We start from the raw sequence: 23,115 nt of genomic DNA on the forward strand, positions 1-23,115 counted from the left end.
TTTTATCATGCGATAAAAACATGTTATCCTGTATTAGCATACCTTTCGGTATGTTATCCATGTGTATGAGGCAGGTTACCCACGCGTTACTCACCCGTCCGCCGCTCACCCCGAAGGGTTCGCTCGACTTGCATGTGTTAGGCACGCCGCCAGCGTTCATCCTGAGCCAGGATCAAACTCTCAAATAAAAGTTTTGTTTTCCTTGCTCAGACTAATCATTATCTGAATATCTGGCTTGGTTTGTGTTGTTTCAATTCTATAAATTAACCTACTGTTTAATTTTCAAAGTTCAATTTGTTTTGCTCCCTTTTCTTAGGGACAAGTAATAATATACTATAAATTTAACAGTAGGTCAACAGTTTTTTATATTTTATTTTAAAATTATTTTTTAATTATTTTTTTCGTACTCTTTTTTCAGTTTTTCAATAATTTTTCTTTCTAATCTGGATACTGTCATTTGAGATATGTCCATTTCTTTTGCTATAGTTGACTGAGTTTTATCTAAAAAAAATCTGTCCTTGAATATTTTTACTTCTAACTCGTTTAAGTTCTCCATAAATTTATTTACAAAGTCTTTATACTCTATACTTACAAAGCTATTTTCTTCTTTTCCTATCCTATCTATAAGGGTAAGATCTTTGTCATCAGAGTCATCATTATTTGATGAGTCTAATGATACTGGCTTGTATCCGTATGAAGCCTCCATAGCCTCCAAAACTTCTTCTTCTGTAGCACCAATATACTCAGCGATATCCTTAACCTTTGGGTGTTTTTTATTTTTCTGTTCAAGTATAAGCTTTGCATCATTTATTTTTTTGTTTAATTCTTGAACTCTTCTAGGAACCCTAAGTGTCCATACTTTATCTCTAAAGTATTTTTTTATTTCTCCTATTATTGTTGGTGTAGCAAAACTTGAAAATTCAAATCCTTTTTCTACATCATATCTATCTATTGCATATATTAAAGCCAAAGAAGCAACCTGATAAATATCTTCGAACTCAACACCTTTATTTATGTATTTTTTAGCTAACAATTTTACTAAATATAGATGTCTTTCTACAAGAATATTTCTAATATACTGATCTTTATTTGTACTATATATTTTAAATAGCTCTTTTGTATCCATATCTAGGTAATTTGTAGCATTACCTACATTTTTCATTAAATATCAGCTCCTAAGAATTTAGTCATTTTTATTAATGTTCCTTCATTATTTTTTGATTCGATGCTCACTTCATCCATTAGTGACTTTATAATAAATAGACCTAATCCACTTTCTTTTGGATTTTCTAAATCTGGCGTACCTACAGAGCTAATATCATATCCTTTGCCATCATCTCTTATTTCTATACTAAGACCATTTTCTAATATGCTAAATTTTATATAGAATCTATCATTATCTCCATGCTTTATAGCATTTGTACAAGCTTCTGATACAGCTACTTTTATGTCATCTATATCATCAACAGAGAAACCTATTTTATTAGCTATCCCCGATGTAGTTAATCTTATAATTCCTACATAACTTGGATTTGATGTTATTTCCATTTTTATAGTTTCACAAGCCAAATTTTATCCCTCCATTTTAAATATTTTATCTAGACCTGTTATAGTGAAAATTTTATTAACATTATTTCTAGGGTTTAATATAAATATTTCTTTATTGTTTACCTTTAATTTTTTTAATACCCCAATTAGTACACCTAAACCTGTAGAATCTATATATTCTAAATTTTCAAGATTTACTTTTATATCTAAAACTTCTTTGTCTAAAAGTGAGTATAAATGTTCCTTTACCTTATCACATGTAGATACATCTAATTCTCCATCTATTAAAACATCCCAAAAAGAATTTGTGCTATCTAGTTTTGAACTAATATTCATTGACATATACTGCCTCCTCTTACTTTATACAATTTTAACTTACTTTCTTTTTATAAATCTAAATACCTTAACTGCACCTGTTGCTCTACCTACTAAATCTATTATACTCTCTGCACTTTTTGTTATATGTGCTGTATTTTCTATTATTTCATTTATATATCTTTCGTTATAATCAACAATTCTATTTGATTTTTCAATTATTTTAGTTGTATTATCTAGTAATTTAGCAAGATATATAGCAATCACCAATGATGATATTCCAAATAATATAGCCCCTATTTGCCATCCCAAAGCATTCATTATTTATTCTCTCCCTCATCATCAAAAGTTTTACTTATAATTATTTCATCTTCACTTATATCTATATTCTCATCATAACAAGTATCATCTACTAAATTCGATAACTTATCTTTTATTTCAACATATGTTTCACGTAAAACCTCTTTTGGATTTTCTTTTACTTCATCCAACTTATCTTTTGTATCTTTTCTTAACTCTGAACCTTTTTTAGGAGCTAAAAATAATCCTCCTATAAACCCTAGAATTAACCCCCAAAACAGAAATCTACCTTTTTTACTGCTCATATATTTCACTCCTTTTGATTTGAAATTTTTAATATATATGGCAATTATACTCATATACAAAGTTAAAGACAATATAATCAACTATTTTTTACAGAAAAAGAATAGGTTTTATCCTATTCTTCTTCCATATTTATTTTAGCAATAGAAACTACGGTTACTTCGTCATCAGTCTTCATTAGTTTGACACCACTAGTCACTCTACCAAATAATGATATCTCATCAACTCTTATTCTAATAAGAACACCATTAGAGTTTATAATCATTACCTCGTCATCTTCTTTAACCATTTGAGCTCCGACAATTTTTCCTGTCTTATCAGATATATTATAAGTCTTTATACCTTTTCCTGCTCTTATCTGGCTTCTATATTCATCTATGTTAGTTCTTTTTCCATATCCATTCTCACTAACTACTAGTACATCTGTTCCTTCATCACACAAACTCATAGAAACTATTTTATCTTCCTTGGATAAAGATATCCCTTTAACTCCCATTGCAGTTCTTCCCATATGTCTTATATCATTTTCATTAAATCTTATAGACATTCCATTATGAGTAACTAGAAGTACATCTTTATTTCCGTCTGTAAGCTTTACATCTATAAGTTCATCATCATCCCTTAGACCTATAGCTATTAGACCTGATTTATTTATATTCTTAAACTCATCACGTTTAGTCTTTTTAACGATACCTTTTTTAGTTGCTAATAATAAGTACTCATTACTATCATTATCGTTTATAGCTATTAATGTAGCTATCTTTTCATCTGGGCCTAATTGCAATAAGTTTACTATTGCTGTACCTTTAGCTTGTCTCTTTCCTTCTGGAATTTCATATGCATTTAACTTGAACACTCTTCCCTTGTTAGTAAAGAATAACAATCTACTGTGAGTAGTTGTAGATACAAGGTGTTTTACGAAATCTTCTTCTCTAGTTGTAAGAGCTGATATTCCTCTTCCACCTCTTTTTTGGCTCTTATAAGTATCTGCTGGCAATCTCTTTATATATCCAAAATGAGTCAGAGTTATAGCTATCTCCTCATCACTTATAAGATCTCTCATATCTATTTCGCCTTCAGCATGTCTTATTTCAGTTCTTCTTTCATCTGCATAGTTTTCTTTTATTATTAACATTTCATCTTTTATTACATTTAAAAGTAATCTTCTATCAGCTAATATTTCTCTTAGTTTATTTATTCTTTTTATCAATTCTTCATACTCAGCGTCTATCTTTTCTCTTTCTAAACCTGTAAGTCTTTGAAGTCTCATATCTAATATAGCCTGAGCCTGGATATCAGTTAAATTGAATTTTTCTATTAATCCAGATTTAGCTTCTTGCCCAGTTTTAGAACTTCTTATTAATCTTATAACTTCATCTATATGATCTAGAGCTATTTTTAAACCTTCTAATATATGTGCTCTCGCTTCTGCTTTATTTAATTCAAATTTAGTTCTTCTTGTAACAACATCTTCTTGATGTTTAATATAATGATATAACATCTGTTTTATATTTAATACTTTAGGTTGACCATCAACTAAAGCAAGCATTATTATACTAAAAGTATCTTCCATTTGAGAATGTTTATAAAGGTTGTTTAACACTATGTTAGCATTTGCATCCCTCTTAAGCTCTATAACTATTCTCATACCATTTCTATTACTTTCATCTCTTAGGTCAGATATACCTTCTATTTTTTTATCCTTAACTAACTCAGCTATTCTCTCTACCAACTTAGCTTTATTAACTTGATAAGGTATTTCTGTAACTAATATCTGCTGTCTTCCCTTTGGTAACTCTTCAATATAAGCTCTGGCTCTAACCTTTACCTTACCTCTACCAGTTCTATAAGCCTGTGCTATATTTTCTTTTCCCATTATTATAGCTGAAGTAGGAAAATCTGGGCCTTGTATATAATTTATTAAATCATCTACAGTACATTCTGGATTGTCTATTAAGTGTACTGTAGCATCTATAACCTCTCCTAGGTTATGAGGTGGTATAGATGTTGCCATACCAACTGCAATACCATTCGAACCATTAACTAATAAGTTTGGATATCTCGATGGTAAAACTGATGGTTCTTTCAAAGACTCATCAAAGTTTGGTATAAAATCAACTGTTTCCTTATCTATATCTCTAAGTAATTCTAATGATAATTTACTCATTCTAGCTTCTGTATAACGCATTGCAGCAGGAGAGTCTCCATCCACAGAACCAAAGTTACCATGACCATCAACCAATAATGCTCTTGTTGAGAAATCCTGCGCCATTCTTACCATAGCAAAATAAACTGCTGTATCTCCATGTGGGTGGTACTTACCTAAAACGTCCCCAACAATACGTGCTGACTTTCTATATGGTTTATCTGGCATTAAATTTAATTCGTTCATTGAGTATAATATTCTTCTATGAACAGGTTTTAATCCATCTCTTACATCTGGCAATGCACGACCAGCTATAACACTCATAGCATAGTCGATGTATGATTTTTTCATTTCATCTGCTATTTCAATAGGGAGTACTTTATTTTGTTCTTCCATCTTATACTCATCCCCTTTCTTTATATGTCTAAGTTTCTAACATATGTGGCGTTTTCTTCTATAAATTCTTTTCTAGGACCTACTTTATCTCCCATCAACATAGAGAATACCTCATCTGCAACAGCAGCATCTTCTATATTTACTTGTAGTAAAGTTCTTGTTTCGGGGTTCATTGTAGTATCCCATAATTGCTCTGCATTCATCTCTCCAAGACCTTTATATCTTTGAAGCTCTACACCATTTCTTCCTATTTCATCTAGTAAAGTATCCAATTCTTTGTCTGAATAGACATAGTATTCTTTTTTCTGTTTCTTAACTTTATATAGAGGTGGTTGAGCTGCATATACATATCCATTTTCTATTAAAGGTCTCATATATCTAAAGAAGAATGTTAAAAGTAATGTTCTTATATGTGCACCGTCTACATCGGCATCGGTCATTATTATTATTTTATGATATCTTGCCTTCTCTATATCAAAATCATCACCTATACCACATCCATAAGCTGTTATCATATTTTTTATCTCGTCAGATGATAAAATTCTATCTAACCTTGATTTCTCTACATTAAGAATTTTACCTCTTAGTGGTAATATAGCTTGTGAATGTCTGTCTCTACCTTGTTTTGCTGATCCACCGGCAGAATCCCCTTCGACTAAGAATATTTCACTTTTTGAAGGATCTTTTTCAGCACAATCTGCTAATTTTCCTGGTAATGATGTGCTCTCTAAAACGCTTTTTCTTCTTGTTAACTCTCTAGCTTTTTTCGCAGCCTCTCTAGCCCTTTGTGCCCTAAGAGCCTTGTCTACTATGATTTTTGCGATATTAGGATTTTCTTCTAAAAATGCTCCCAATTCCTCCACAGTAACAGTATCCACTGTACCTCTCATAGATGTATTCCCTAATTTTGTCTTAGTTTGACCTTCAAATTGAGGGTCTGAAAGCTTAACAGATACTACAGCTGTAAGTCCTTCTCTAATATCTTCTCCTAATAAATTAGGTTCATTTTCTTTTAAAAACTTATTTCTCTTAGCATATTCGTTTACTGTTTTAGTAAGAGCTGCCTTGAATCCGCTTAGATGTGTTCCACCTTCATGAGTATTTATATTATTTGCAAAAGAGTATATATTTTCTGTATACCCATCAGTGTATTGCATTGCTAACTCCACAGTACAACTATCAAGATCCTTATCTATATAAACTATCTGATCATGTATTCCAGTTCTAGATTTATTTAAGTACTTAACATACTCTATCAGACCGCCAGTATAGTGAAATTCTTTTTTCTTTTCGCTTTCTTCTCTTTTATCTTCAAATACTATTTTTATTCCTTTGTTTAAGAAAGACAACTCTCTAAGTCTGTATTCTAGAGTCTCATATTTAAAATCAACTTCATCGAATATAGTTTCATCAGGCATAAAGCTTATTACTGTTCCTGAATCATTAGTTTCTCCTACAGTCTCTAATTTAGATGTTGCTATTCCTTTTTCATAAGATTGTCTGTATACTTTCCCATTTCTGTTTATTTCTGCAACTAACCATTTAGATAATGCATTAACTACAGAGACACCTACTCCGTGAAGTCCACCAGATACCTTGTATCCTCCTCCACCGAATTTTCCTCCTGCATGAAGAACTGTTAAAACTGTTTCTAACGTTGATTTTCCTGTTTTAGGATGTACCTCAACTGGAATACCTCTACCGTTATCTTTTACAGTTATACTTCCATCCCCATTTATAGATACATAAATTTCTGAACAATATCCTTGTAGTGCCTCATCTATACTATTATCCACTACTTCATAAACTAAATGGTGTAAACCTCTTGGACCAGTGGAACCTATGTACATACCAGGTCTTTTTCTAACGGCTTCTAATCCCTCTAGTACCTGTATCTGACTTGCACCGTATTCTTGTTTCATTTAGTTACCTCCATTCTCTATGCTAATAACTTTTCCTTTATCTATGTTAAAAATAGTAGTATTACTTTTATTAAATATACTTTTGTGTGAAACCTCAGCTGTTGTTATAAACATCTGTACAGCACTTAAATTATCAACCAGTAGCTTTTGGCGCGTCTCATCTAGCTCACTAAAAACGTCATCCAATATTAAAACTGGATATTCACCTACTTCATTTTTTATCAGCTCAATTTCTGATAATTTTAGAGAAATAGAGGCTGTCCTTTGTTGACCCTGAGAACCATAAAGCCTTACATCTAATCTATTTATACATATATTTAAGTCATCTTTATGTATACCGTACCTAGTTGTTCTAGTTTCTATATCGTGATCTCTACTAGATATTAATTTTTCTAAAAACCTAGTATATATCATATTTATATTATCTTCATCGCTTATATCAAGCTGATTCTTGTATGTTATAGACAAATCTTCTATACCACCTGTAAGGTTTTTATGTATATTTATAGCTATATTAGCTATTTTTTTTATAAAATCTCTTCTCATAATATAAATATAACTTCCATACTTGGCCAAACTCTCATCATAAACATCAAGTAGATTTTTATCTACAAAGTTGCTCTTTAACAACTTATTTCTTTGGAATAATACCTTATTATAATTAGTAAGGTAGTTGTAATACTTAGGAATAATCTGACTTATCTCTTTATCTATAAAAGACCTTCTTTCCTTTGGACCTTCTTTAACAAGTCTTAAATCTTCAGGTGAGAATATAACAACATTAAAATTTCCCAACAGTTCTTGTATTTTCTGAACATGAATTTTGTTTACTTTGATTCCCTTTTTATTTTTTCCAATTGCTATCTCTATTACACATTCTCTACCATATTTTAAATAGTTTCCACCAGAATATAGACTTTCGCTATCGAAATTAATAATTTCTTTATCTTTATTCGTTCTAAATGATTTTCCAAAAGAAAGCATATATATAGCCTCTACTATATTTGTTTTTCCTTGACCATTTTTACCAACAAGAAGATTTACTTTTTCATTAAATTCTAGATGTAAATTTTTATAGTTCCTAAAATTTACTAGCTGTAAGTTCTTTAATCTCACAAAAGCACTCCTTTTTTACACCACTTTAATTTTTGAACCTTCAACTTCAATTATATCACCAGGTCTTATTTTTTTCCCTCTTCTTATTTCAATTTCTCCATTTAACTTAACTAAACCTTCTAAAATTAAAAATTTAGCATGCCCTCCCGTTGAGGCCACATCTGCTAATTTAAGAAATTGGTCTAATTTTATGTACTCTGAATCTATTTTTACCTCTATCATAACAACACCTCCCATTTTAATATTTTATAGTATTTATTTAATTATACTTAGCTTTATAAATATAATTAAATACAGTTTATGACTATATAATTTCAACAAAAATCATGCTTTTAAGTCCCTCAACTATGTCTTAATATAAAGACACTAAAATATAATTATATCATAAATTTAGATATAAAAACCCAACTTTATGATAGTTGGGTTTTTTATAGATTAATTATATATTAGATGACATCCTTACTGGAAGTAATAAATATGTATACTTCGTTCCGTCAACTGGTTTTATTATGCATGGATTAATATTAGTTGTGAATTCTATAAATATCTCTTCACTATCTATGTTTTTTAGTCCTTCTATAAAATATCTAGAGTTAAAAGCTACGTCTAGATAATCACCTTCTAATTCTAAGTTTACCTCTTCGTAAACATTACCTTTTTCAGTATTAGAAGTTATAGCCATTGCATTATCTCTTATAGACAATTTAATCAAATTGTTTTTTTCTGATTCAGATAACAATGATGCTCTTTCTATACTGTTTTGAAGACTTTTAGTATTTAACTTTATCTTAGTATTATACTCCCTAGGAAGTAATTTTTGATAGTCTATAAATTCACCTTCTAATAACCTAGTGATTACTCTTGTTTCATTAATTATAAATATGGCATTTTTATCATCAAATCCTAATTTTACATCATCTTCACTAGAAAGAAGACTATTTATATCATTAAGAGCTTTTCCTGGTATTATTACTTTTATACTCTTTTCTATATTATTAAGTTCACAACTTTTAACAGCCAATCTATATCCATCTATAGCAACTAGGCTTATATTATTATTTTCGATTTCTAAAAGTTCACCCATTAAAACATGCTTACTTTGATCTTGAGATATAGCAAATACAGTCTGCTTTATCATATTCTTTAATATGTCTTGCGGAATAGTATATAAATTTTCTTCTTGAACATCTGGTAATCTAGGATATTCTTTGGCAGAATCACCTTTTATTTTAAATCTTGAGTTAACACAATTTATATAAACGTTGTTTTCAGAGTCAGTTTCTATTTCAACAAAAGAATCTGGAAGTTTTCTAATAATATCTCCGAAAAGTCTAGAGTTTACTACTATTTCTCCCTCTTCTACTATTTCCGCTTGAACAAAAGTTTCTATTCCTATTTCTAAATCGTATCCAGTTAATTTTAATTGATTTTCTTGCGTAGATAAAAATATACCCTTTAAAACATCTAAAGTAGTTTTACTATTAATAGCTTTTTGAGTAATTCCAATTTTATTAGCTAATGATTTTGGGTTACAAATTATTTTCAATGTGGATAACCTCCTTGCACTAATTATATATAAAATAAATAAAAATAATAGTAGGAATAGTAGTAGGTGCTGTTAGTAATGTTAATAAGTGTATAGGTGTAAATAAACGCAAAGATATTAACATGTGTACAAGATGTTAATATCTTTGTTATTTTTTAATGTATATTTTGTGTATAAAATCGACCCCAAAACATATACACATTTTATCAATAGGATACTAACAAGCAATTGTGAACAGATTACCCCTTTAAATCCGAAACTATTTTGTCTATTTTTATTTTAATTTCTTCATTATTTTGTATATCTTTTGATATCTTATCATGGGCATGGATTACTGTTGTATGATCCCTTCCTCCGAACTCTTCACCTATTTTAGGAAGCGATAAATCTGTAAGCTCACGAGTTATATACATAGCTATTTGCCTTGGGTAAGCTATAGATCTTGTTCTTTTTTTACAATTAAAGTCTTCCATTTTAATGTTGAAAGTAGAAGCGACCTTTTCTTTGATCCTAAGAACAGTGATTTCTTCTGTTTTTGAAGTAGTGATTATATCCTTTAAAGCTTCAGCTGCTAAATCTAGAGATATAAGTCTATTTGTAAGAGATGAATAAGCAACTACTCTTGTTAAAGCTCCTTCTAGCTCCCTTATATTAGATTTAATATGTTTTGCTATATAAGTCATTACTTCACTTGGTACTTTGATGCTTTCCATTTGAGCTTTTTTTCTTAGAATAGCCACTCTGGTTTCAAAATCAGGAGCTTGTATATCAGTTATAAGACCCATTTCAAATCTAGATCTTAGTCTATCTTCTAATGTAGGTATTTCTTTTGGTGGCCTATCACTAGAAATTATAATTTGTTTATTCGCCTCATATAAAGAATTAAAAGTATGGAAGAACTCTTCTTGAGTATGTTCTTTTCCAGCTATAAATTGGATATCGTCTATCAATAAAATATCTACATTTCTATACTTGTTTCTAAATTCTTCATTTCGATCATCTTTTATTGAGTTTATAAGCTCATTTGTAAATTTTTCAGAAGACACATATACAACTTTAGCGTCCTTTTTTTGACTCATTATATGATGTCCAATAGCATGCATTAGATGTGTTTTTCCAAGCCCAACGCCTCCATATAAGAAAAGAGGGTTGTATGTTCTAGCTGGGGACTCAGCAACGGCAACACAAGCAGCATGAGCAAATCTATTACTATTACCAATCACGAACGTATCAAATGTGTATTTTGGATTTAGGTTTGGATAGTTCCTTTTCATTTTTATAACTGGATTATCCTCTCCTAAACTAGCAACTTCTTTTTCATCGAGTACAAATTTTATATTGTATTTTTTCAAAGATAGTTGATTTATTGAGTTTTCTATTAAAGTTAAGTACCTATCTTCCAAGATCCCCTTAGTAAATTCATTGGGAACTAGGAGAAATAAATCGTTTGAGTAAATTTTTAGAGGTACTATTTGTCTAAAAAAAGCTTTGAAGCTAGGGGCAGATAATTCACCCTTGATTAGCTGTAGTGTTTTGTCCCATAAAGAAACTATATCCATAATATAAACCTCCGAACAGAATAATTAACATTTTCCACAAAGTTATTAACAAAAAAGCAAAATATATATATATTTTTTACAAAATAATTAAATCTATGGATAATAATGTGGATATTGAACTAATAAGTAAAATATGTGTAACTTAATACTAAAAGATATAAACAGCATGTATATAAAGTTATAAATAGCATAAAAATATACTAAATATAGATTATATTTAGATTATAGGCACATATGATATAAGTTATACACATTTCTATCCACAACCTGTGAATAAATTTAATATGTAGATAAGTTATATGAACATTATCAACAAGTATATTAATAATATCAGAATAAACGGCAAAATTCAATAATTTATACTCAATTTATCCACAATATTAAGAGTATGTTTATAAAATAATACACAAGAAAAATGTATATATAATATGTTTGGATTTGAATAGATAGCTGAATAAGTGTCAATAAAGATATATGCAGGTCGGCTATTATAAAATTTAAAAATCCAGTTTTATTGGCTAAAGCTTCTATATTTAAAGCAAGAAGGGTTTGAATAAACTTAATTTTGAATACTTTAGACTTCGTTTTATTATTTTAATAAAAAATACAATCCTAAAGACTTGTTATTTTTATAAGCTTATTTTAAAATATAGAAATAATATAAAAATAACACATATAAGGAAAGTAATTGGTCTGATTTAGCCTACAAATATGCTACAAAAACTCGTTGACAACTGATATAAAAGGATTTATAATTATACGTGTTATGTTTACTTTGAGGGCAAAGTTATTATTTTTATAAACGGAAATAAAAATTTGAAAGGCGGTGCTATATAATGAAAAGAACTTATCAACCAAAAAAGAGACAAAGAAAAAAAGAACATGGTTTCAGAAAGAGAATGAAAACTTCTAATGGAAGAAACGTGTTAAAAAGAAGAAGAGCTAAGGGAAGAAACAGATTAACTCATTAATTTAAAAAAGGCCGCTGTAAAAGTGGCCTTTTTGTGTAAAAAGGTACAACTTACAGCTGTGTTTATGGAGGATAATTATGGACTTTAATAGAACTAAGGGGTTAAAAAAGGACTCTGATTTTAGAAAAGTATATAAACACGGCAAGTCATTTGCGAATAAGTATTTAGTATTGTATATACTTAAAAATAAATCAGAATATAGTAGAGTCGGGATGTCAGTTTCTAAAAAAGTAGGAAAAGCAGTTACAAGAAACAGAGTTAGAAGGCTAATAAAAGAAGTATACCGTTTAAATATTGATGAAAATATTGAAGATGGATATGATATAGTATTTATAGCAAGAATACCTTCTCAAAATGCTGAATTTAAAGACATTCAAAAATCGGTAAAAAGTTTGGTCAAAAAAGCAGGTATTTGTAAGGAAATTAATTAGAATGTTGAGTTGGTATTGCCAATATGGAGGAGATCTATTTGGAGAAAATAATTAATATATTGAAGGAAATAGGCAACTGTTTATCGAAATTATGTATTTATTTGGTGAGATTTTATCAAAAATATATATCACCTTTAAAAGGACCTACTTGTAGATTTTATCCAACATGTTCTCAATACTCAATAGAAGCATTTAAAAAGTATGGATTTATAAAGGGAATGTATTTTAGTATAAGAAGGATTTTAAAATGTCATCCTTTCCATCCTGGAGGATACGATCCTCTAAAATAATTAAAGATTAATCTACTTTAGGAGGTATTAAAAATTGAATTTAATAGGCAATTTATTAGGACATATTCTAAGAATTATATTTGAAAATGTTCATCAATATGGGCTTTCTATAATAATATTTACTATAATTGTAAAGGTGATATTATTACCGCTTACTATTAAGCAGACAAAGTCAACAAAAGCAATGCAAGATATACAACCTCGTATAAAAGAGATACAAGAAAAATATAAAAGTAAGCCAGAAAAACAAAATGAAGAAATAGTTAAGTTATATAGTGAAGCTAAAATAAATCCTCTAGCAGGATGCTTACCTTTACTTATACAGATGCCTATATTAATAGGATTATTTAGTGTCTTAAAAAACCCAGTATCTCATGGCGTATTTGCAACACAAGCACAGTTCATGGCAGCAGACACTGGTTTTTTATGGATGAGTAACTTAACTGATAGCAACTTTATATTAGGGGTATTGTCGGGGATAAGTGCATTTGTAATGCAAAAGGTAATGACACCACCAGACCAACAGCAAGGAAGTATGAAAATGATGCTTTACATGATGCCAGCATTTTCATTTTACTGGGGAGTTACATTCCCAGCAGGAGTTATACTGTACTGGACAGTAAGTAACTTATTCTCAATAGGGCAACACTACTTAGTAATGAATCCTTTAAAAGCTAAGCTGGCGAACTCTAAGGAGGAAATAATTGATGAGAAAAAGCCTAGAATTAAGAAGTAAGACTAAAGATGAAGCTATAAAAAAAGCACTAGTAGAGTTAGAGGTTAGGGAAGAAGATATTGAAATAACAGTTATACAAAACCCTACAAAAGGCTTTTTAGGTATAATAGGTGCCAAAGATGGTGTCTATAAAGTTTCCGTAAAAGAAAAAAAACAAGAAAAAAAGGAAACAGAAATTGCTAAAGAGTTCATATCTACTATGCTAAAAAATGCTAATGTAGATGCAAAGGTAAATGTTGTTCAGGAAGGTAATTTAATAAAAGTTGATATTGAAGGAAAAGAAGCAGCATGTTTAATTGGTAGAAGAGGAGAAACTTTAGATTCTATACAATTTTTAACAGGACTAGCTCTTAATAAAGTAAATAAAGACTCTCACCTAAGAGTTCTTGTAGACATAGAAAACTATAGATCAAAAAGAGAAAAATCTTTAGTAAGATATGCTAATAAGGCTGCTAGAGAAGTAGCTAAGACAAGAAAAACTAAGAAGTTAGATTATATGAACCCTTATGAGAGAAGAATTGTTCACTCAGCTCTTCAAAATGATAAATATGTAATTACATACAGTGAAGGAACAGACCCTTACAGAAGATTAGTTATAGAGTATAAAAAATAAAACTTAACCTCCTAGATAATAGGGGGTTTTATTTTTGAAATTTATTTTATATAATATTAGGATTAAGGAAACAATTAGAGTAGAATATAAAAATTTATAATAAAGAGGTGATAAATTTGTTTATAGATGATACTATAGCGGCTATAGCAACTGCCCCCGGAGAAGGTGGTATAGGGATAATAAGAATAAGTGGAGAGAGATCACTTCAAGTTGCTCAAGAAATATTTAAATCTATGTCTGGAAAGCAGATCGAAGAATATAAGACGAGAACATTAATATATGGAAATATTATAGATAATGAAAATGTGATAGATGAGGTATTAGTGGCATATATGAAGGGCCCTAATTCATATACGGCAGAGGATGTTATTGAAATAAACTGTCATGGTGGATTTATTTCTGTAAAAAAAATACTAGAACTAATTTTATCAAAGGACGTTAGACTTGCAGAAAAGGGTGAGTTTACAAAAAGAGCATTTTTAAATGGAAGAATAGATCTATCACAAGCAGAGGCTATAATAGATGTAATAAAATCAAAAACAGATAAAGCTCATGAAATAGCTCAAACACAACTAGAGGGAACTCTTTCTAATAAAATAAGAGAACTAAGAATGAATGTTACAGAATTATTAGCACATGTCGAGGTAGCAATAGATTATCCGGAAGAGGATATCGAACATATAACATATAAAACACTTAAAGATAAAGCAGAAATACTTAGAGATGAAATAAAGAAATTATATGATACAGCTGAGAGTGGGAAAATATTTAGAGATGGTTTAAAAACAGTTATAGTGGGTAAACCAAACGTAGGAAAGTCATCTCTACTAAATTCTATATTAGGAGAAAACAGAGCTATAGTTACTGATATTCCTGGTACAACTAGAGATGTAATAGAAGAATTTGTAAATATAAAAGGTATACCTTTAAAAATAGTTGATACAGCAGGAATAAGAGAAACAGATGATATAGTTGAAAAAATAGGCGTAAAAAAATCAAGAGAATCTCTTAGTACAGCTGATTTAGTGATAGCAGTATTAGATTCATCAAGAAAATTATCAGAAGAAGATTTTGAAATTCTTGAGAACTTAGATAAGAAAAAAGCTATTTTAATATTAAATAAGGTTGATTTAAATCAAAAGATAGAAGAAGAAAAAATTCTTCAATATGTAGACAATGATAGTATAATAAGAATATCAGCGTTAAACAATGAAGGAATCGAAATTTTACAAAACAAGATAGAAGATTTAGTTTATAATGGAGAAGTTAAAAACTCATCTGACTTAGTAATCACAAACTCAAGACATAAAGATGCACTAAATAAGGCATACAAATCTATAAATGATGCAATAGATGCAATAAATCAAAATAAGCCTTTTGATTTCATTGAAGTAGACTTAAAAAATATATGGGATTACCTTGGATATATAAATGGAGACACTGTAACGGAAGACTTATTAGATAGTATATTTGAAAACTTCTGCATAGGTAAGTAATATTTTTTTTGTAGTTTATCGTGAAACATCTTTTAATGTTTAACAGAAAGGAGCCATACATGATAAAGTTTGAAGCAGGTAAATACGATGTTGTAGTAGTTGGAGCGGGACATGCAGGCTGTGAGGCAGCCTTGGCTACAGCTAGAATGGGTCATAAGACTTTAATAATAACTATGTCTTTAGATTCTATAGCATTAATGCCATGTAATCCATCAATCGGAGGAACAGGTAAAGGCCAACTGGTTAAAGAGATAGATGCACTTGGTGGCCAAATGGGAATAAATATAGATAAGACATATATACAAAGTAGAATGTTAAATACAGCGAAAGGACCGGCTGTTCATTCACTAAGAACCCAAGCAGATAAGTTTAAGTATCATCAAGAAATGAAAAAAACATTAGAAAATGAGCCTAACCTAGACATAGTTATGGATGAGGTTGTAGAGTTGACTCATGAAGGAAATGTAGTAACAGGGGTTATTACAAAATTGGGCTGCCAATATAATTCAAAAGCAGTTATATTGGCTACGGGCGTTTACCTGAATTCTAAGATATATATGGGAGAAGTGTCTTTTTATGAAGGACCAAATGCATTAGGGTACTCAAAATATCTTACAGATAACTTAGTAGAATTAGGACTAAGAATGAGAAGATTTAAAACGGGTACTCCAGCTAGAGTTCACAAAGATAGCATAGATTTTTCTGTGATGGATATACAAGAAGGGGATAAAAAAGTCACTCCATTTTCTTTTATGAACGAAAACATAGAAAAAAATCAAGAACCATGTTATTTGACTAGAACAACAGAGGAAACTCACAAGGTTATACTGGACAATATCAATAGATCTGCTATGTATAGTGGAAAGATAGATAGTACAGGTCCTAGATATTGTCCGTCTATAGAAGATAAGATAGTTAGATTTAATGATAAACCATCTCATCAAATATTTATAGAACCAGAGGGCTTAAATACAAAAGAAATGTATATTCAGGGTATATCTACAAGTTTACCTTATGAAATACAGCAACAAATGTACAAAACAGTAAAAGGGCTTGAAAATTGCAAGATAATGAGACCAGCATATGCAATAGAGTACGATTGTGTGGATCCAACACAACTAAAAATAAGTTTAGAAATAAAAGGTGTAGAAAATCTATTTAGCGCTGGGCAGTTTAATGGGACATCTGGTTATGAAGAGGCTGCTGCACAAGGGCTAATAGCAGGAATAAATGCAGCTCTAAAAATACAAGGTAAGGATCCTTTTATATTAGATAGATCAGAGGCATATATAGGGGTATTATTAGATGATCTTGTAACAAAAGGAACTAATGAACCATATAGAATGCTTACTTCAAGAGCGGAATATAGACTATATCTAAGACAAGATAATGCAGATATGAGACTTACTCAAAAAGGATATGATATAGGTCTAGTGAAAGAAGATAGATATAGTAGATTTTTAAATAAAAAAAGTGATGTAGAAAAAGAATTTGAAAGATTAAAAACAGAAAGAGTAACTCCAAAAGAAGTAAATCATCTTCTTGAAGAGTTAAATGCATCGCCTATCAAGGTAGGATTATCTTTATACGAATTTTTGAAAAGACCAGAAGTGACATATGATTTAATTGAAGCTATAGGAAAAGGATCAAAAGAAGAAATATCAGATGAAGTTAAAGAGCAATGTGTCGTAATAACTAAGTATGAGGGATATATAGAAAAACAATTAAAGCAGATAGATCAATTTAAAAAGTTAGAAAACAAGAAACTTGATGAAAAATTAGATTATTCATCTATAGATGGTCTTAGATTAGAAGCTAGACAAAAGCTTGATGAGATAAAGCCTATATCAATAGGACAGGCATCACGTATATCTGGAGTTTCTCCTGCTGATATATCTGTACTTCTTATATATTTAGAGCAAATGAGAAGGACTAGAGGAGGAAATAATGGAAAATAAAGATATTTTAAGAAAGGGTATAGAGGAATTAGGCATATCTGTAAATGACAAAATTCTACAGGATTTTAAGGTTTATAGAGAAGTATTAGTTGACTGGAATCAAAAAATGAACCTTACAGGGATAGAAGAGGAAAGGGAAGTATATATAAAACACTTCTTAGATTCTATATCTGCAATAACTAATAATTATATAAAAGATGGTATGTCTATAATTGATGTTGGCACAGGTGCAGGTTTTCCTGGTCTACCACTGAGAATATGCTTGAAAAATGTAAAACTTACACTACTTGACTCACTAAATAAAAGAATTAATTTTTTGCAAGAGGTGAGTGCTAAAGTTGGTATAGATGATATAGAATTTATACATGGAAGAGCAGAAGATTTTGGAAAAGACGAAAACTATAGAGAAAAGTATGATATTGCAACTGCTAGAGCTGTTGCTGGTCTACCTGTTTTGATAGAGTTTTGTGCACCTTTTATAAAATTAGGAGGGTACTTTGTCTGTTTGAAGGGTCCAAATGCTAATTTAGAACTAGAAGAGGCAAAAAAAGCTATAGAAATAATGGGGTTAGAGTTTGTAGAAAAAATAGATGTTAAGTTGCCAGAGCTTGATTTAAGTCACAATATATTGGTATTTAAAAAAATCAAAAATACACCAGAAAAATACCCAAGAAAAGCTGGTAAACCATCAAAAAATCCTATAAAGTAGGGGTATAAACGATTATAATTGAATTTACTTCCTACAGAAACAAATTAAATAATATTAAAAATAAATAAAATAAAAGGATTATGTAATTATATGAAGAAATAAATATCATATATAATTAACGTAATTTATAAACAACATAAGAAAATTATTATCTTATGTAATTAAGAAATTTAAAAATATATTTATATTTAAGTGAGAGAGGGATGTTATGGAAGATAAAAGAGTTATGGAGATACCTATAGAAAATATAGTTCCTAATCCATATCAACCAAGAAAAATATTTTCGCAGGCTTCGTTGGAAGAACTAAGTAATTCTATAAGATCTTATGGAATACTTCAACCTATAACAGTTAGAGAAAAAGATGATAAATATGAACTAATTGCAGGGGAAAGAAGGTTGAGGGCGGCTAAATTAGAAAATCTTAAGACAATCCCAGCTATTATAAATAATATGTCTGATGAGTCTTCAGCAGTTTTAGCTCTTTTAGAGAATCTACAAAGAGAAGATTTAAACTTTATTGAGGAAGCTATGGGATATGAAAACTTAATAAAGGAACATAGCTTTACTCAACAACAGTTAGCTGAGAAATTAGGAAAAAATCAATCTACTATAGCTAACAAACTTAGAATATTAAGATTACCTGATGATGTTAAAATTAAGCTTGTAGAAAACAACTTAACAGAGCGTCATGCAAGAGCTTTTCTTAAACTACCAACTGAGGATTTGATGAAGGATGTTTTAGATAGGGTAATAAAAAATGAATTAACAGTAAAAAGAACAGAAAAACTTATAAGTGACATCTTGTTTGACCTAGAGTCAGAGAAAGAACCTGATAAAAAACAGAATATAAAGGGTGCCATGGGTATAAGAATATACCTAAATACTATGAAGCAAGCTTTTGATGCTATATTAAACACAGGAATTGAAGCTAAGTATAAAGAAGTAGATAAGGGCGATTATATGGAAGTTGTTGTTAAAATTCCTAAAAAATAAAGATTACTGCTTAGCAGTAATCTTTTTTTGGAAAGTTAGAAGGGGGGAAATCTTATGAGCAAAGTTATAGCTGTATTCAACCAAAAGGGGGGCGTGGGTAAGACTACTACCAATGTAAATTTAAGTGCAAGCTTAGGTAAAAAAGGAAAAAAGACTTTGGTTTTAGATTTAGACCCACAAGGTAATACAACAAGTGGGTATGGAATAGATAAGACCACGGTTGAAAATACAATATATGAAGTTATGTTAGATAATCTAAGTATTAAAGATGCTATAATAAAGACAGAGTTTGAGAATGTAGATATAGTATCATCAGCTACAGATTTAGCTGGAGCTGAAATAGAACTTGCATCTATTGAAAATCGTGAGTATGTCCTTAAAAAAGCTATAAAAGAAGTAAAGAAAGATTATGATTATATATTTGTAGATTGTCCACCGTCACTAGGAATGCTTACTATAAACTGTCTTACAGCCGTTGATAGCGTATTGATACCTATACAGTGTGAATATTATGCATTAGAGGGTGTAAGTCAGTTAATGGAGACTATAAAACTAGTTAAATCAAGACTAAACCCAGATATAGATATACAAGGTGTAGTTTTGAGTATGTTTGATGGAAGAGCAAATCTTTCTATACAGGTAGTGGATGAAGTAAAAAAATATTTCAAGGGCAGTGTTTATACAACGCTTATACCAAGAAATGTAAGATTGGCTGAGGCTCCGAGTCATGGCAAACCAGTTATTTATTATGATGATAAATGTAGGGGGACAATTGCTTATATGGAACTAGCCGAAGAGTTTATAGATTTAGAGGAGGATGTGATATAAAATGGATAATAAAGTATCTAAGAGAACTAACAGATTAGGAAGAGGTCTTGGAGCATTAATACCTGACTTAAAAGAAGATATAGACAAAAAAGAAGTTGTAAATATAGACTTAGATAAAGTATATCCTAACGATAAACAACCTAGAAGAGTATTTGATGAAGAAAAAATAACGATTTTATCTGAATCTATAAAAAACTACGGAGTTTTGCAACCCATAGTTGTAAAACAAGATGAAAATGGGAAATACATGATAATAGCAGGTGAAAGAAGATATAGAGCTTCAAAAATGGCTAAAAAGAAGGAAATACCTGCTGTAATAAGAGATATCTCAATGAAAGAAATAATGGAGATAGCCCTTATTGAAAACTTACAAAGGGAAGATTTAAACTCAATAGAAGAAGCATTAGCATATAAAAGTTTGATAGAACACTACCACGTTACTCAAGAAGAGATTTCAGAAGCTATAGGTAAAAGTAGACCTCATATAACTAACACTATAAGGTTATTAAACTTAAGTCCAGAAGTTTCAGATATGATTGGTTGTAACAAGATTACAGCTGGACATGGAAAAGCTCTACTTAGAATTTCTGATCCAGAACTGCAATTAGAAATAGCAAAAAAAATAGCAGAGGAAGGATTATCTGTTAGAGAAACAGAAAGAATAGCTAAAAAAATAAGTGAGAGTGACGTAAAGGAAATTAGTAAAAAAATAAAAGATAAAGATCTATTTATAACAGATATAGAAGATAAGTTGAGAAATGTATTTGGTACAAAGGTAAATATATCCAAGGGAAAGAAAAAGGGTAAAATAGAGATAGAGTACTACTCTGAGGATGATTTAAATAACATAGTATCTATGCTTATGGAATAAAAACAATAAAAATAGGAGGAAGAGAAAAATGATTTATTTAGACAATGCAGCAACTACATATCCAAAACCAGAGAAAGTATATGAATCAATCATAGATTGTATGAAAAATTACTGTGCAAATCCAGGTAGAGCAGGGCATAAATTAGCAATGAAAGCTGCAAGAGAGATATATGATGCAAGGGAAAATATAGCAAGATTGTTTGGGATAAGCGATCCTATGAGTATCGTTTTTACACATAATGCAACAGATTCTTTAAACTTAGCAATAAAGGGTGTACTAGAGAGTAAAGATCATGTAATAACTACAAGTATGGAGCATAATTCAGTAATAAGACCAATAAAAGCTCTTGAAGAAAAAGGAGTCGAAAATACAGTAGTTAAATGCAACGAAGAGGGATTACTAGATTGTAGAGATATAGAAAAAGCTATAAAACCAAATACAAAGTTAATAGTTACAACACATGCTTCAAATGTAAGCGGAACTTTGATAGATATAAAATCAGTTGGAGAAATAGCAAAGAAACATGGAATACTATACTTAGTAGATGCATCTCAAACAGCAGGGGTTTATGATATACAGGTAGATGAGAATAATATAGATATGCTAGCAGCCCCAGGACACAAGTGTTTACTTGGACCACAAGGAACAGGGATTTTGTATATAAGGGATGGATTAAAGTTATCAATACTAAAAGAAGGTGGAACAGGTAGTAAGTCAGAGGAGTTATATCAACCTGATCTAACTCCAGATAAATATGAATCAGGAACACATAATACGCCTGGAATAGTAGGACTTAATGAAGGTGTTAAATTTATATTTGAAGAGGGAATAGAAAATATAAGAAAGCATGAAGAAGAATTATGCCAGTATATGTTAGATAGATTAAATGAAGTTCCAGATATAAAGATATACGGACCAAAAGATAGCAAAAAAAGAGCGGCAGTTATATCAATAAATATAGGTAATATGGATTCAGGAGAAGTTACATTTTTATTGGATAGCGAATATGAAATAGCAACTAGATCAGGGATACACTGTTCTCCTTTAGCTCATACAACACTTGGAACTCTTAAGCAAGGTGCGGTTAGATTTAGTTTGGGGTATTTTAACACTAAAGAGGATATAGATAAGGCAATAGAAGCACTAAAAGAAATATCTGAAAATAATTAATATATAAAATATAAATTTTGTGCATTATAAAGAAGGTATGAAAATAGCTATTGCTAGATTCATACCTTCTTTATAATTTATTATTTTCCTGGGAAATATTTTTTATAATGCATAGGAAATTATATTCATTTTTAGAATGTTTATAAGTATAATTTCCGTACATGCATTTCAAAAAAATTATACTTATAAAAGTTTTAGATAGAAAATTTTTTTATTTTAGGAAATCTCCATCTTCAAGCATTATGTGACCACTTTGATAGTTTTCTCCATCAACAGTAAGCTTTACTTGTCCTACTCCCATATTATCTATGTAAGTGTGTGCAAAAGAATTAAGCATTAACTCTTCAGTTCCACTTCCTAGATTTGTATTCATAAAGTTTGAGTCAACATCTATAAGTGCCGTTTTAACGCCATCTATATCCTCAACTTTAAATGAATTTAACTTAGCTTCTTTAGGTATAACGCCTAAAGACTGTAATTGAGAGAAAAGAGAATTTTCGTCAACTGTATCTAGTGAAACTGAATTTTTGATTAGGTCTTCACTATCTACATTATATGAATATATAGTAGTTTCTTTAGTAGTTTCCTCTTTAGTAGACTCCTCAGGAGTAGTTTTCTCTTCCTCTTTTACTTGAGTATTTTCCTCATTTTTTTGTTGTTCAGTAGGTGTAGAGCTGTTGCTAGTTTCAGATCTTTGATTATCAACAGTATTTTTCTCACATCCAACTATAAACAGAGAGGCTGATAATATACATATAAGCATTAAACTTATTTTTCTATTCATTTTATTGCTACCTCCTTTTAAATAAAAGTGTATATATATATTATAAACTTAAGATGATTATATATAAATACAAAATAGTAACAAATTCCATAAAGTATAAAAAAACATCTAT

The 23,115-nt window shown here is 30.0% G+C and carries 24 protein-coding genes and 1 rRNA gene; 12 read left to right on the forward strand and 13 right to left on the reverse strand.

The window, feature by feature from the left end; all coding sequences use genetic code 11:
• The 12 genes from BUB34_RS02880 to dnaA all read right to left on the reverse strand — a co-directional run.
• Window positions 1-188: ribosomal RNA gene (locus BUB34_RS02880) — 16S ribosomal RNA — on the reverse strand; the annotation flags it as partial.
• A gap of 200 nt (window positions 189-388) precedes the next feature.
• Window positions 389-1,162, reverse strand: a complete 774-nt coding sequence (locus tag BUB34_RS02885; protein ID WP_073124072.1) for a SigB/SigF/SigG family RNA polymerase sigma factor — start codon at window positions 1,160-1,162, stop codon at window positions 389-391.
• Window positions 1,162-1,569, reverse strand: coding sequence for an ATP-binding protein (locus tag BUB34_RS02890; RefSeq protein ID WP_073124074.1), 408 nt, complete (start codon window positions 1,567-1,569; stop codon window positions 1,162-1,164). The genes BUB34_RS02885 and BUB34_RS02890 overlap by 1 nt, the downstream gene beginning before the upstream one ends.
• Before the next feature lie 3 nt (window positions 1,570-1,572).
• Window positions 1,573-1,890, reverse strand: a complete 318-nt coding sequence (locus BUB34_RS02895) for an STAS domain-containing protein (RefSeq protein WP_073124076.1) — start codon at window positions 1,888-1,890, stop codon at window positions 1,573-1,575.
• 33 nt (window positions 1,891-1,923) lie between these two features.
• Entirely contained in the window at window positions 1,924-2,184 is a 261-nt protein-coding gene (locus BUB34_RS02900) for a hypothetical protein (RefSeq protein ID WP_073124078.1), read from the reverse strand.
• The gene (locus BUB34_RS02905; protein ID WP_073124079.1) at window positions 2,184-2,468 is read right to left on the reverse strand and encodes a YtxH domain-containing protein; all 285 of its coding nucleotides are present in this window, start codon (window positions 2,466-2,468) and stop codon (window positions 2,184-2,186) included. The genes BUB34_RS02900 and BUB34_RS02905 overlap by 1 nt, the downstream gene beginning before the upstream one ends.
• A 113-nt stretch (window positions 2,469-2,581) precedes the next feature.
• The gene (gene gyrA, locus BUB34_RS02910; RefSeq protein ID WP_073124080.1) at window positions 2,582-5,008 is read right to left on the reverse strand and encodes a DNA gyrase subunit A; all 2,427 of its coding nucleotides are present in this window, start codon (window positions 5,006-5,008) and stop codon (window positions 2,582-2,584) included.
• A gap of 20 nt (window positions 5,009-5,028) precedes the next feature.
• Window positions 5,029-6,930: a DNA topoisomerase (ATP-hydrolyzing) subunit B gene (gene gyrB / locus BUB34_RS02915; protein WP_073124082.1), complete on the reverse strand. Its 1,902-nt coding sequence runs from the start codon at window positions 6,928-6,930 to the stop codon at window positions 5,029-5,031.
• Window positions 6,931-8,046: a DNA replication/repair protein RecF gene (gene recF, locus BUB34_RS02920; RefSeq protein ID WP_073124084.1), complete on the reverse strand. Its 1,116-nt coding sequence runs from the start codon at window positions 8,044-8,046 to the stop codon at window positions 6,931-6,933. It lies immediately after the preceding gene.
• Between the two features lie 15 nt (window positions 8,047-8,061).
• Window positions 8,062-8,268: a S4 domain-containing protein YaaA gene (gene yaaA, locus BUB34_RS02925; RefSeq protein WP_073124086.1), complete on the reverse strand. Its 207-nt coding sequence runs from the start codon at window positions 8,266-8,268 to the stop codon at window positions 8,062-8,064.
• 217 nt (window positions 8,269-8,485) lie between these two features.
• Window positions 8,486-9,592, reverse strand: a complete 1,107-nt coding sequence (dnaN, locus tag BUB34_RS02930; protein ID WP_073124088.1) for a DNA polymerase III subunit beta — start codon at window positions 9,590-9,592, stop codon at window positions 8,486-8,488.
• A gap of 239 nt (window positions 9,593-9,831) precedes the next feature.
• Window positions 9,832-11,151, reverse strand: a complete 1,320-nt coding sequence (gene dnaA, locus BUB34_RS02935) for a chromosomal replication initiator protein DnaA (RefSeq protein WP_073124090.1) — start codon at window positions 11,149-11,151, stop codon at window positions 9,832-9,834.
• Between the two features lie 836 nt (window positions 11,152-11,987).
• Here dnaA and rpmH point away from each other — a divergent pair.
• From rpmH to BUB34_RS02995, 12 genes are all read left to right on the forward strand, one after another.
• Complete coding sequence (gene rpmH, locus BUB34_RS02940; RefSeq protein ID WP_007285206.1) at window positions 11,988-12,122, forward strand: 50S ribosomal protein L34; 135 nt, start codon at window positions 11,988-11,990, stop codon at window positions 12,120-12,122.
• 77 nt (window positions 12,123-12,199) lie between these two features.
• Entirely contained in the window at window positions 12,200-12,553 is a 354-nt protein-coding gene (gene rnpA / locus BUB34_RS02945; RefSeq protein WP_073124091.1) for a ribonuclease P protein component, read from the forward strand.
• Between the two features lie 38 nt (window positions 12,554-12,591).
• Window positions 12,592-12,843, forward strand: coding sequence for a membrane protein insertion efficiency factor YidD (gene yidD / locus BUB34_RS02950; RefSeq protein WP_073124093.1), 252 nt, complete (start codon window positions 12,592-12,594; stop codon window positions 12,841-12,843).
• A 34-nt stretch (window positions 12,844-12,877) separates the two neighbouring features.
• Window positions 12,878-13,579, forward strand: coding sequence for a YidC/Oxa1 family membrane protein insertase (locus BUB34_RS02955; RefSeq protein WP_073124095.1), 702 nt, complete (start codon window positions 12,878-12,880; stop codon window positions 13,577-13,579).
• Window positions 13,551-14,192, forward strand: coding sequence for an RNA-binding cell elongation regulator Jag/EloR (gene jag, locus BUB34_RS02960; protein WP_073124097.1), 642 nt, complete (start codon window positions 13,551-13,553; stop codon window positions 14,190-14,192). The genes BUB34_RS02955 and jag overlap by 29 nt, the downstream gene beginning before the upstream one ends.
• 116 nt (window positions 14,193-14,308) lie before the next feature.
• Window positions 14,309-15,688: a tRNA uridine-5-carboxymethylaminomethyl(34) synthesis GTPase MnmE gene (gene mnmE, locus BUB34_RS02965; RefSeq protein WP_073124099.1), complete on the forward strand. Its 1,380-nt coding sequence runs from the start codon at window positions 14,309-14,311 to the stop codon at window positions 15,686-15,688.
• Between the two features lie 59 nt (window positions 15,689-15,747).
• Window positions 15,748-17,646 (forward strand): tRNA uridine-5-carboxymethylaminomethyl(34) synthesis enzyme MnmG, encoded by a 1,899-nt coding sequence (gene mnmG, locus BUB34_RS02970; RefSeq protein ID WP_073124101.1) that lies wholly within the window; start codon window positions 15,748-15,750, stop codon window positions 17,644-17,646.
• A complete protein-coding gene (gene rsmG, locus BUB34_RS02975; RefSeq protein WP_073124103.1) occupies window positions 17,636-18,355 on the forward strand; it encodes a 16S rRNA (guanine(527)-N(7))-methyltransferase RsmG in 720 nt (239 codons plus the stop codon). Before mnmG ends, rsmG begins: the two co-directional genes overlap by 11 nt.
• A 208-nt stretch (window positions 18,356-18,563) precedes the next feature.
• Window positions 18,564-19,349, forward strand: coding sequence for a nucleoid occlusion protein (gene noc / locus BUB34_RS02980; RefSeq protein ID WP_073124105.1), 786 nt, complete (start codon window positions 18,564-18,566; stop codon window positions 19,347-19,349).
• 54 nt (window positions 19,350-19,403) lie between these two features.
• Window positions 19,404-20,177 (forward strand): ParA family protein, encoded by a 774-nt coding sequence (locus BUB34_RS02985; RefSeq protein WP_073124107.1) that lies wholly within the window; start codon window positions 19,404-19,406, stop codon window positions 20,175-20,177.
• Between the two features lies 1 nt (window position 20,178).
• Window positions 20,179-21,048 carry a ParB/RepB/Spo0J family partition protein gene (locus BUB34_RS02990; RefSeq protein WP_073124109.1) on the forward strand — a complete coding sequence of 290 codons (870 nt, stop codon included), beginning with the start codon at window positions 20,179-20,181 and terminating at the stop codon, window positions 21,046-21,048.
• A 28-nt stretch (window positions 21,049-21,076) separates the two neighbouring features.
• Window positions 21,077-22,219 carry an aminotransferase class V-fold PLP-dependent enzyme gene (locus tag BUB34_RS02995; RefSeq protein WP_073124111.1) on the forward strand — a complete coding sequence of 381 codons (1,143 nt, stop codon included), beginning with the start codon at window positions 21,077-21,079 and terminating at the stop codon, window positions 22,217-22,219.
• A gap of 211 nt (window positions 22,220-22,430) precedes the next feature.
• On the opposite strand, the gene BUB34_RS03000 is transcribed toward BUB34_RS02995, so the two are convergent.
• Window positions 22,431-23,003, reverse strand: coding sequence for a GerMN domain-containing protein (locus BUB34_RS03000; protein WP_073124113.1), 573 nt, complete (start codon window positions 23,001-23,003; stop codon window positions 22,431-22,433).
• Window positions 23,004-23,115 lie beyond the last annotated feature (112 nt).

This window comes from Asaccharospora irregularis DSM 2635, assembly GCF_900129815.1.
GTDB classification, from domain to species: domain Bacteria; phylum Bacillota; class Clostridia; order Peptostreptococcales; family Peptostreptococcaceae; genus Asaccharospora; species Asaccharospora irregularis.

Coding starts and splice junctions, on each gene's coding strand:
- rnpA (WP_073124091.1), top strand. CDS start 12,200: ATGGACTTTAATAGAACTAAGGGGTTAAAAAAGGACTCTGATTTTAGA.
- BUB34_RS02905 (WP_073124079.1), bottom strand. CDS start 2,468: ATGAGCAGTAAAAAAGGTAGATTTCTGTTTTGGGGGTTAATTCTAGGG.
- BUB34_RS03000 (WP_073124113.1), bottom strand. CDS start 23,003: ATGAATAGAAAAATAAGTTTAATGCTTATATGTATATTATCAGCCTCT.
- BUB34_RS02900 (WP_073124078.1), bottom strand. CDS start 2,184: ATGAATGCTTTGGGATGGCAAATAGGGGCTATATTATTTGGAATATCA.
- rpmH (WP_007285206.1), top strand. CDS start 11,988: ATGAAAAGAACTTATCAACCAAAAAAGAGACAAAGAAAAAAAGAACAT.
- dnaA (WP_073124090.1), bottom strand. CDS start 11,151: ATGGATATAGTTTCTTTATGGGACAAAACACTACAGCTAATCAAGGGT.
- mnmG (WP_073124101.1), top strand. CDS start 15,748: ATGATAAAGTTTGAAGCAGGTAAATACGATGTTGTAGTAGTTGGAGCG.
- BUB34_RS02885 (WP_073124072.1), bottom strand. CDS start 1,162: ATGAAAAATGTAGGTAATGCTACAAATTACCTAGATATGGATACAAAA.
- yaaA (WP_073124086.1), bottom strand. CDS start 8,268: ATGATAGAGGTAAAAATAGATTCAGAGTACATAAAATTAGACCAATTT.
- BUB34_RS02995 (WP_073124111.1), top strand. CDS start 21,077: ATGATTTATTTAGACAATGCAGCAACTACATATCCAAAACCAGAGAAA.
- gyrB (WP_073124082.1), bottom strand. CDS start 6,930: ATGAAACAAGAATACGGTGCAAGTCAGATACAGGTACTAGAGGGATTA.
- BUB34_RS02985 (WP_073124107.1), top strand. CDS start 19,404: ATGAGCAAAGTTATAGCTGTATTCAACCAAAAGGGGGGCGTGGGTAAG.
- jag (WP_073124097.1), top strand. CDS start 13,551: ATGAGAAAAAGCCTAGAATTAAGAAGTAAGACTAAAGATGAAGCTATA.
- rsmG (WP_073124103.1), top strand. CDS start 17,636: ATGGAAAATAAAGATATTTTAAGAAAGGGTATAGAGGAATTAGGCATA.
- noc (WP_073124105.1), top strand. CDS start 18,564: ATGGAAGATAAAAGAGTTATGGAGATACCTATAGAAAATATAGTTCCT.
- BUB34_RS02895 (WP_073124076.1), bottom strand. CDS start 1,890: ATGTCAATGAATATTAGTTCAAAACTAGATAGCACAAATTCTTTTTGG.
- BUB34_RS02990 (WP_073124109.1), top strand. CDS start 20,179: ATGGATAATAAAGTATCTAAGAGAACTAACAGATTAGGAAGAGGTCTT.
- gyrA (WP_073124080.1), bottom strand. CDS start 5,008: ATGGAAGAACAAAATAAAGTACTCCCTATTGAAATAGCAGATGAAATG.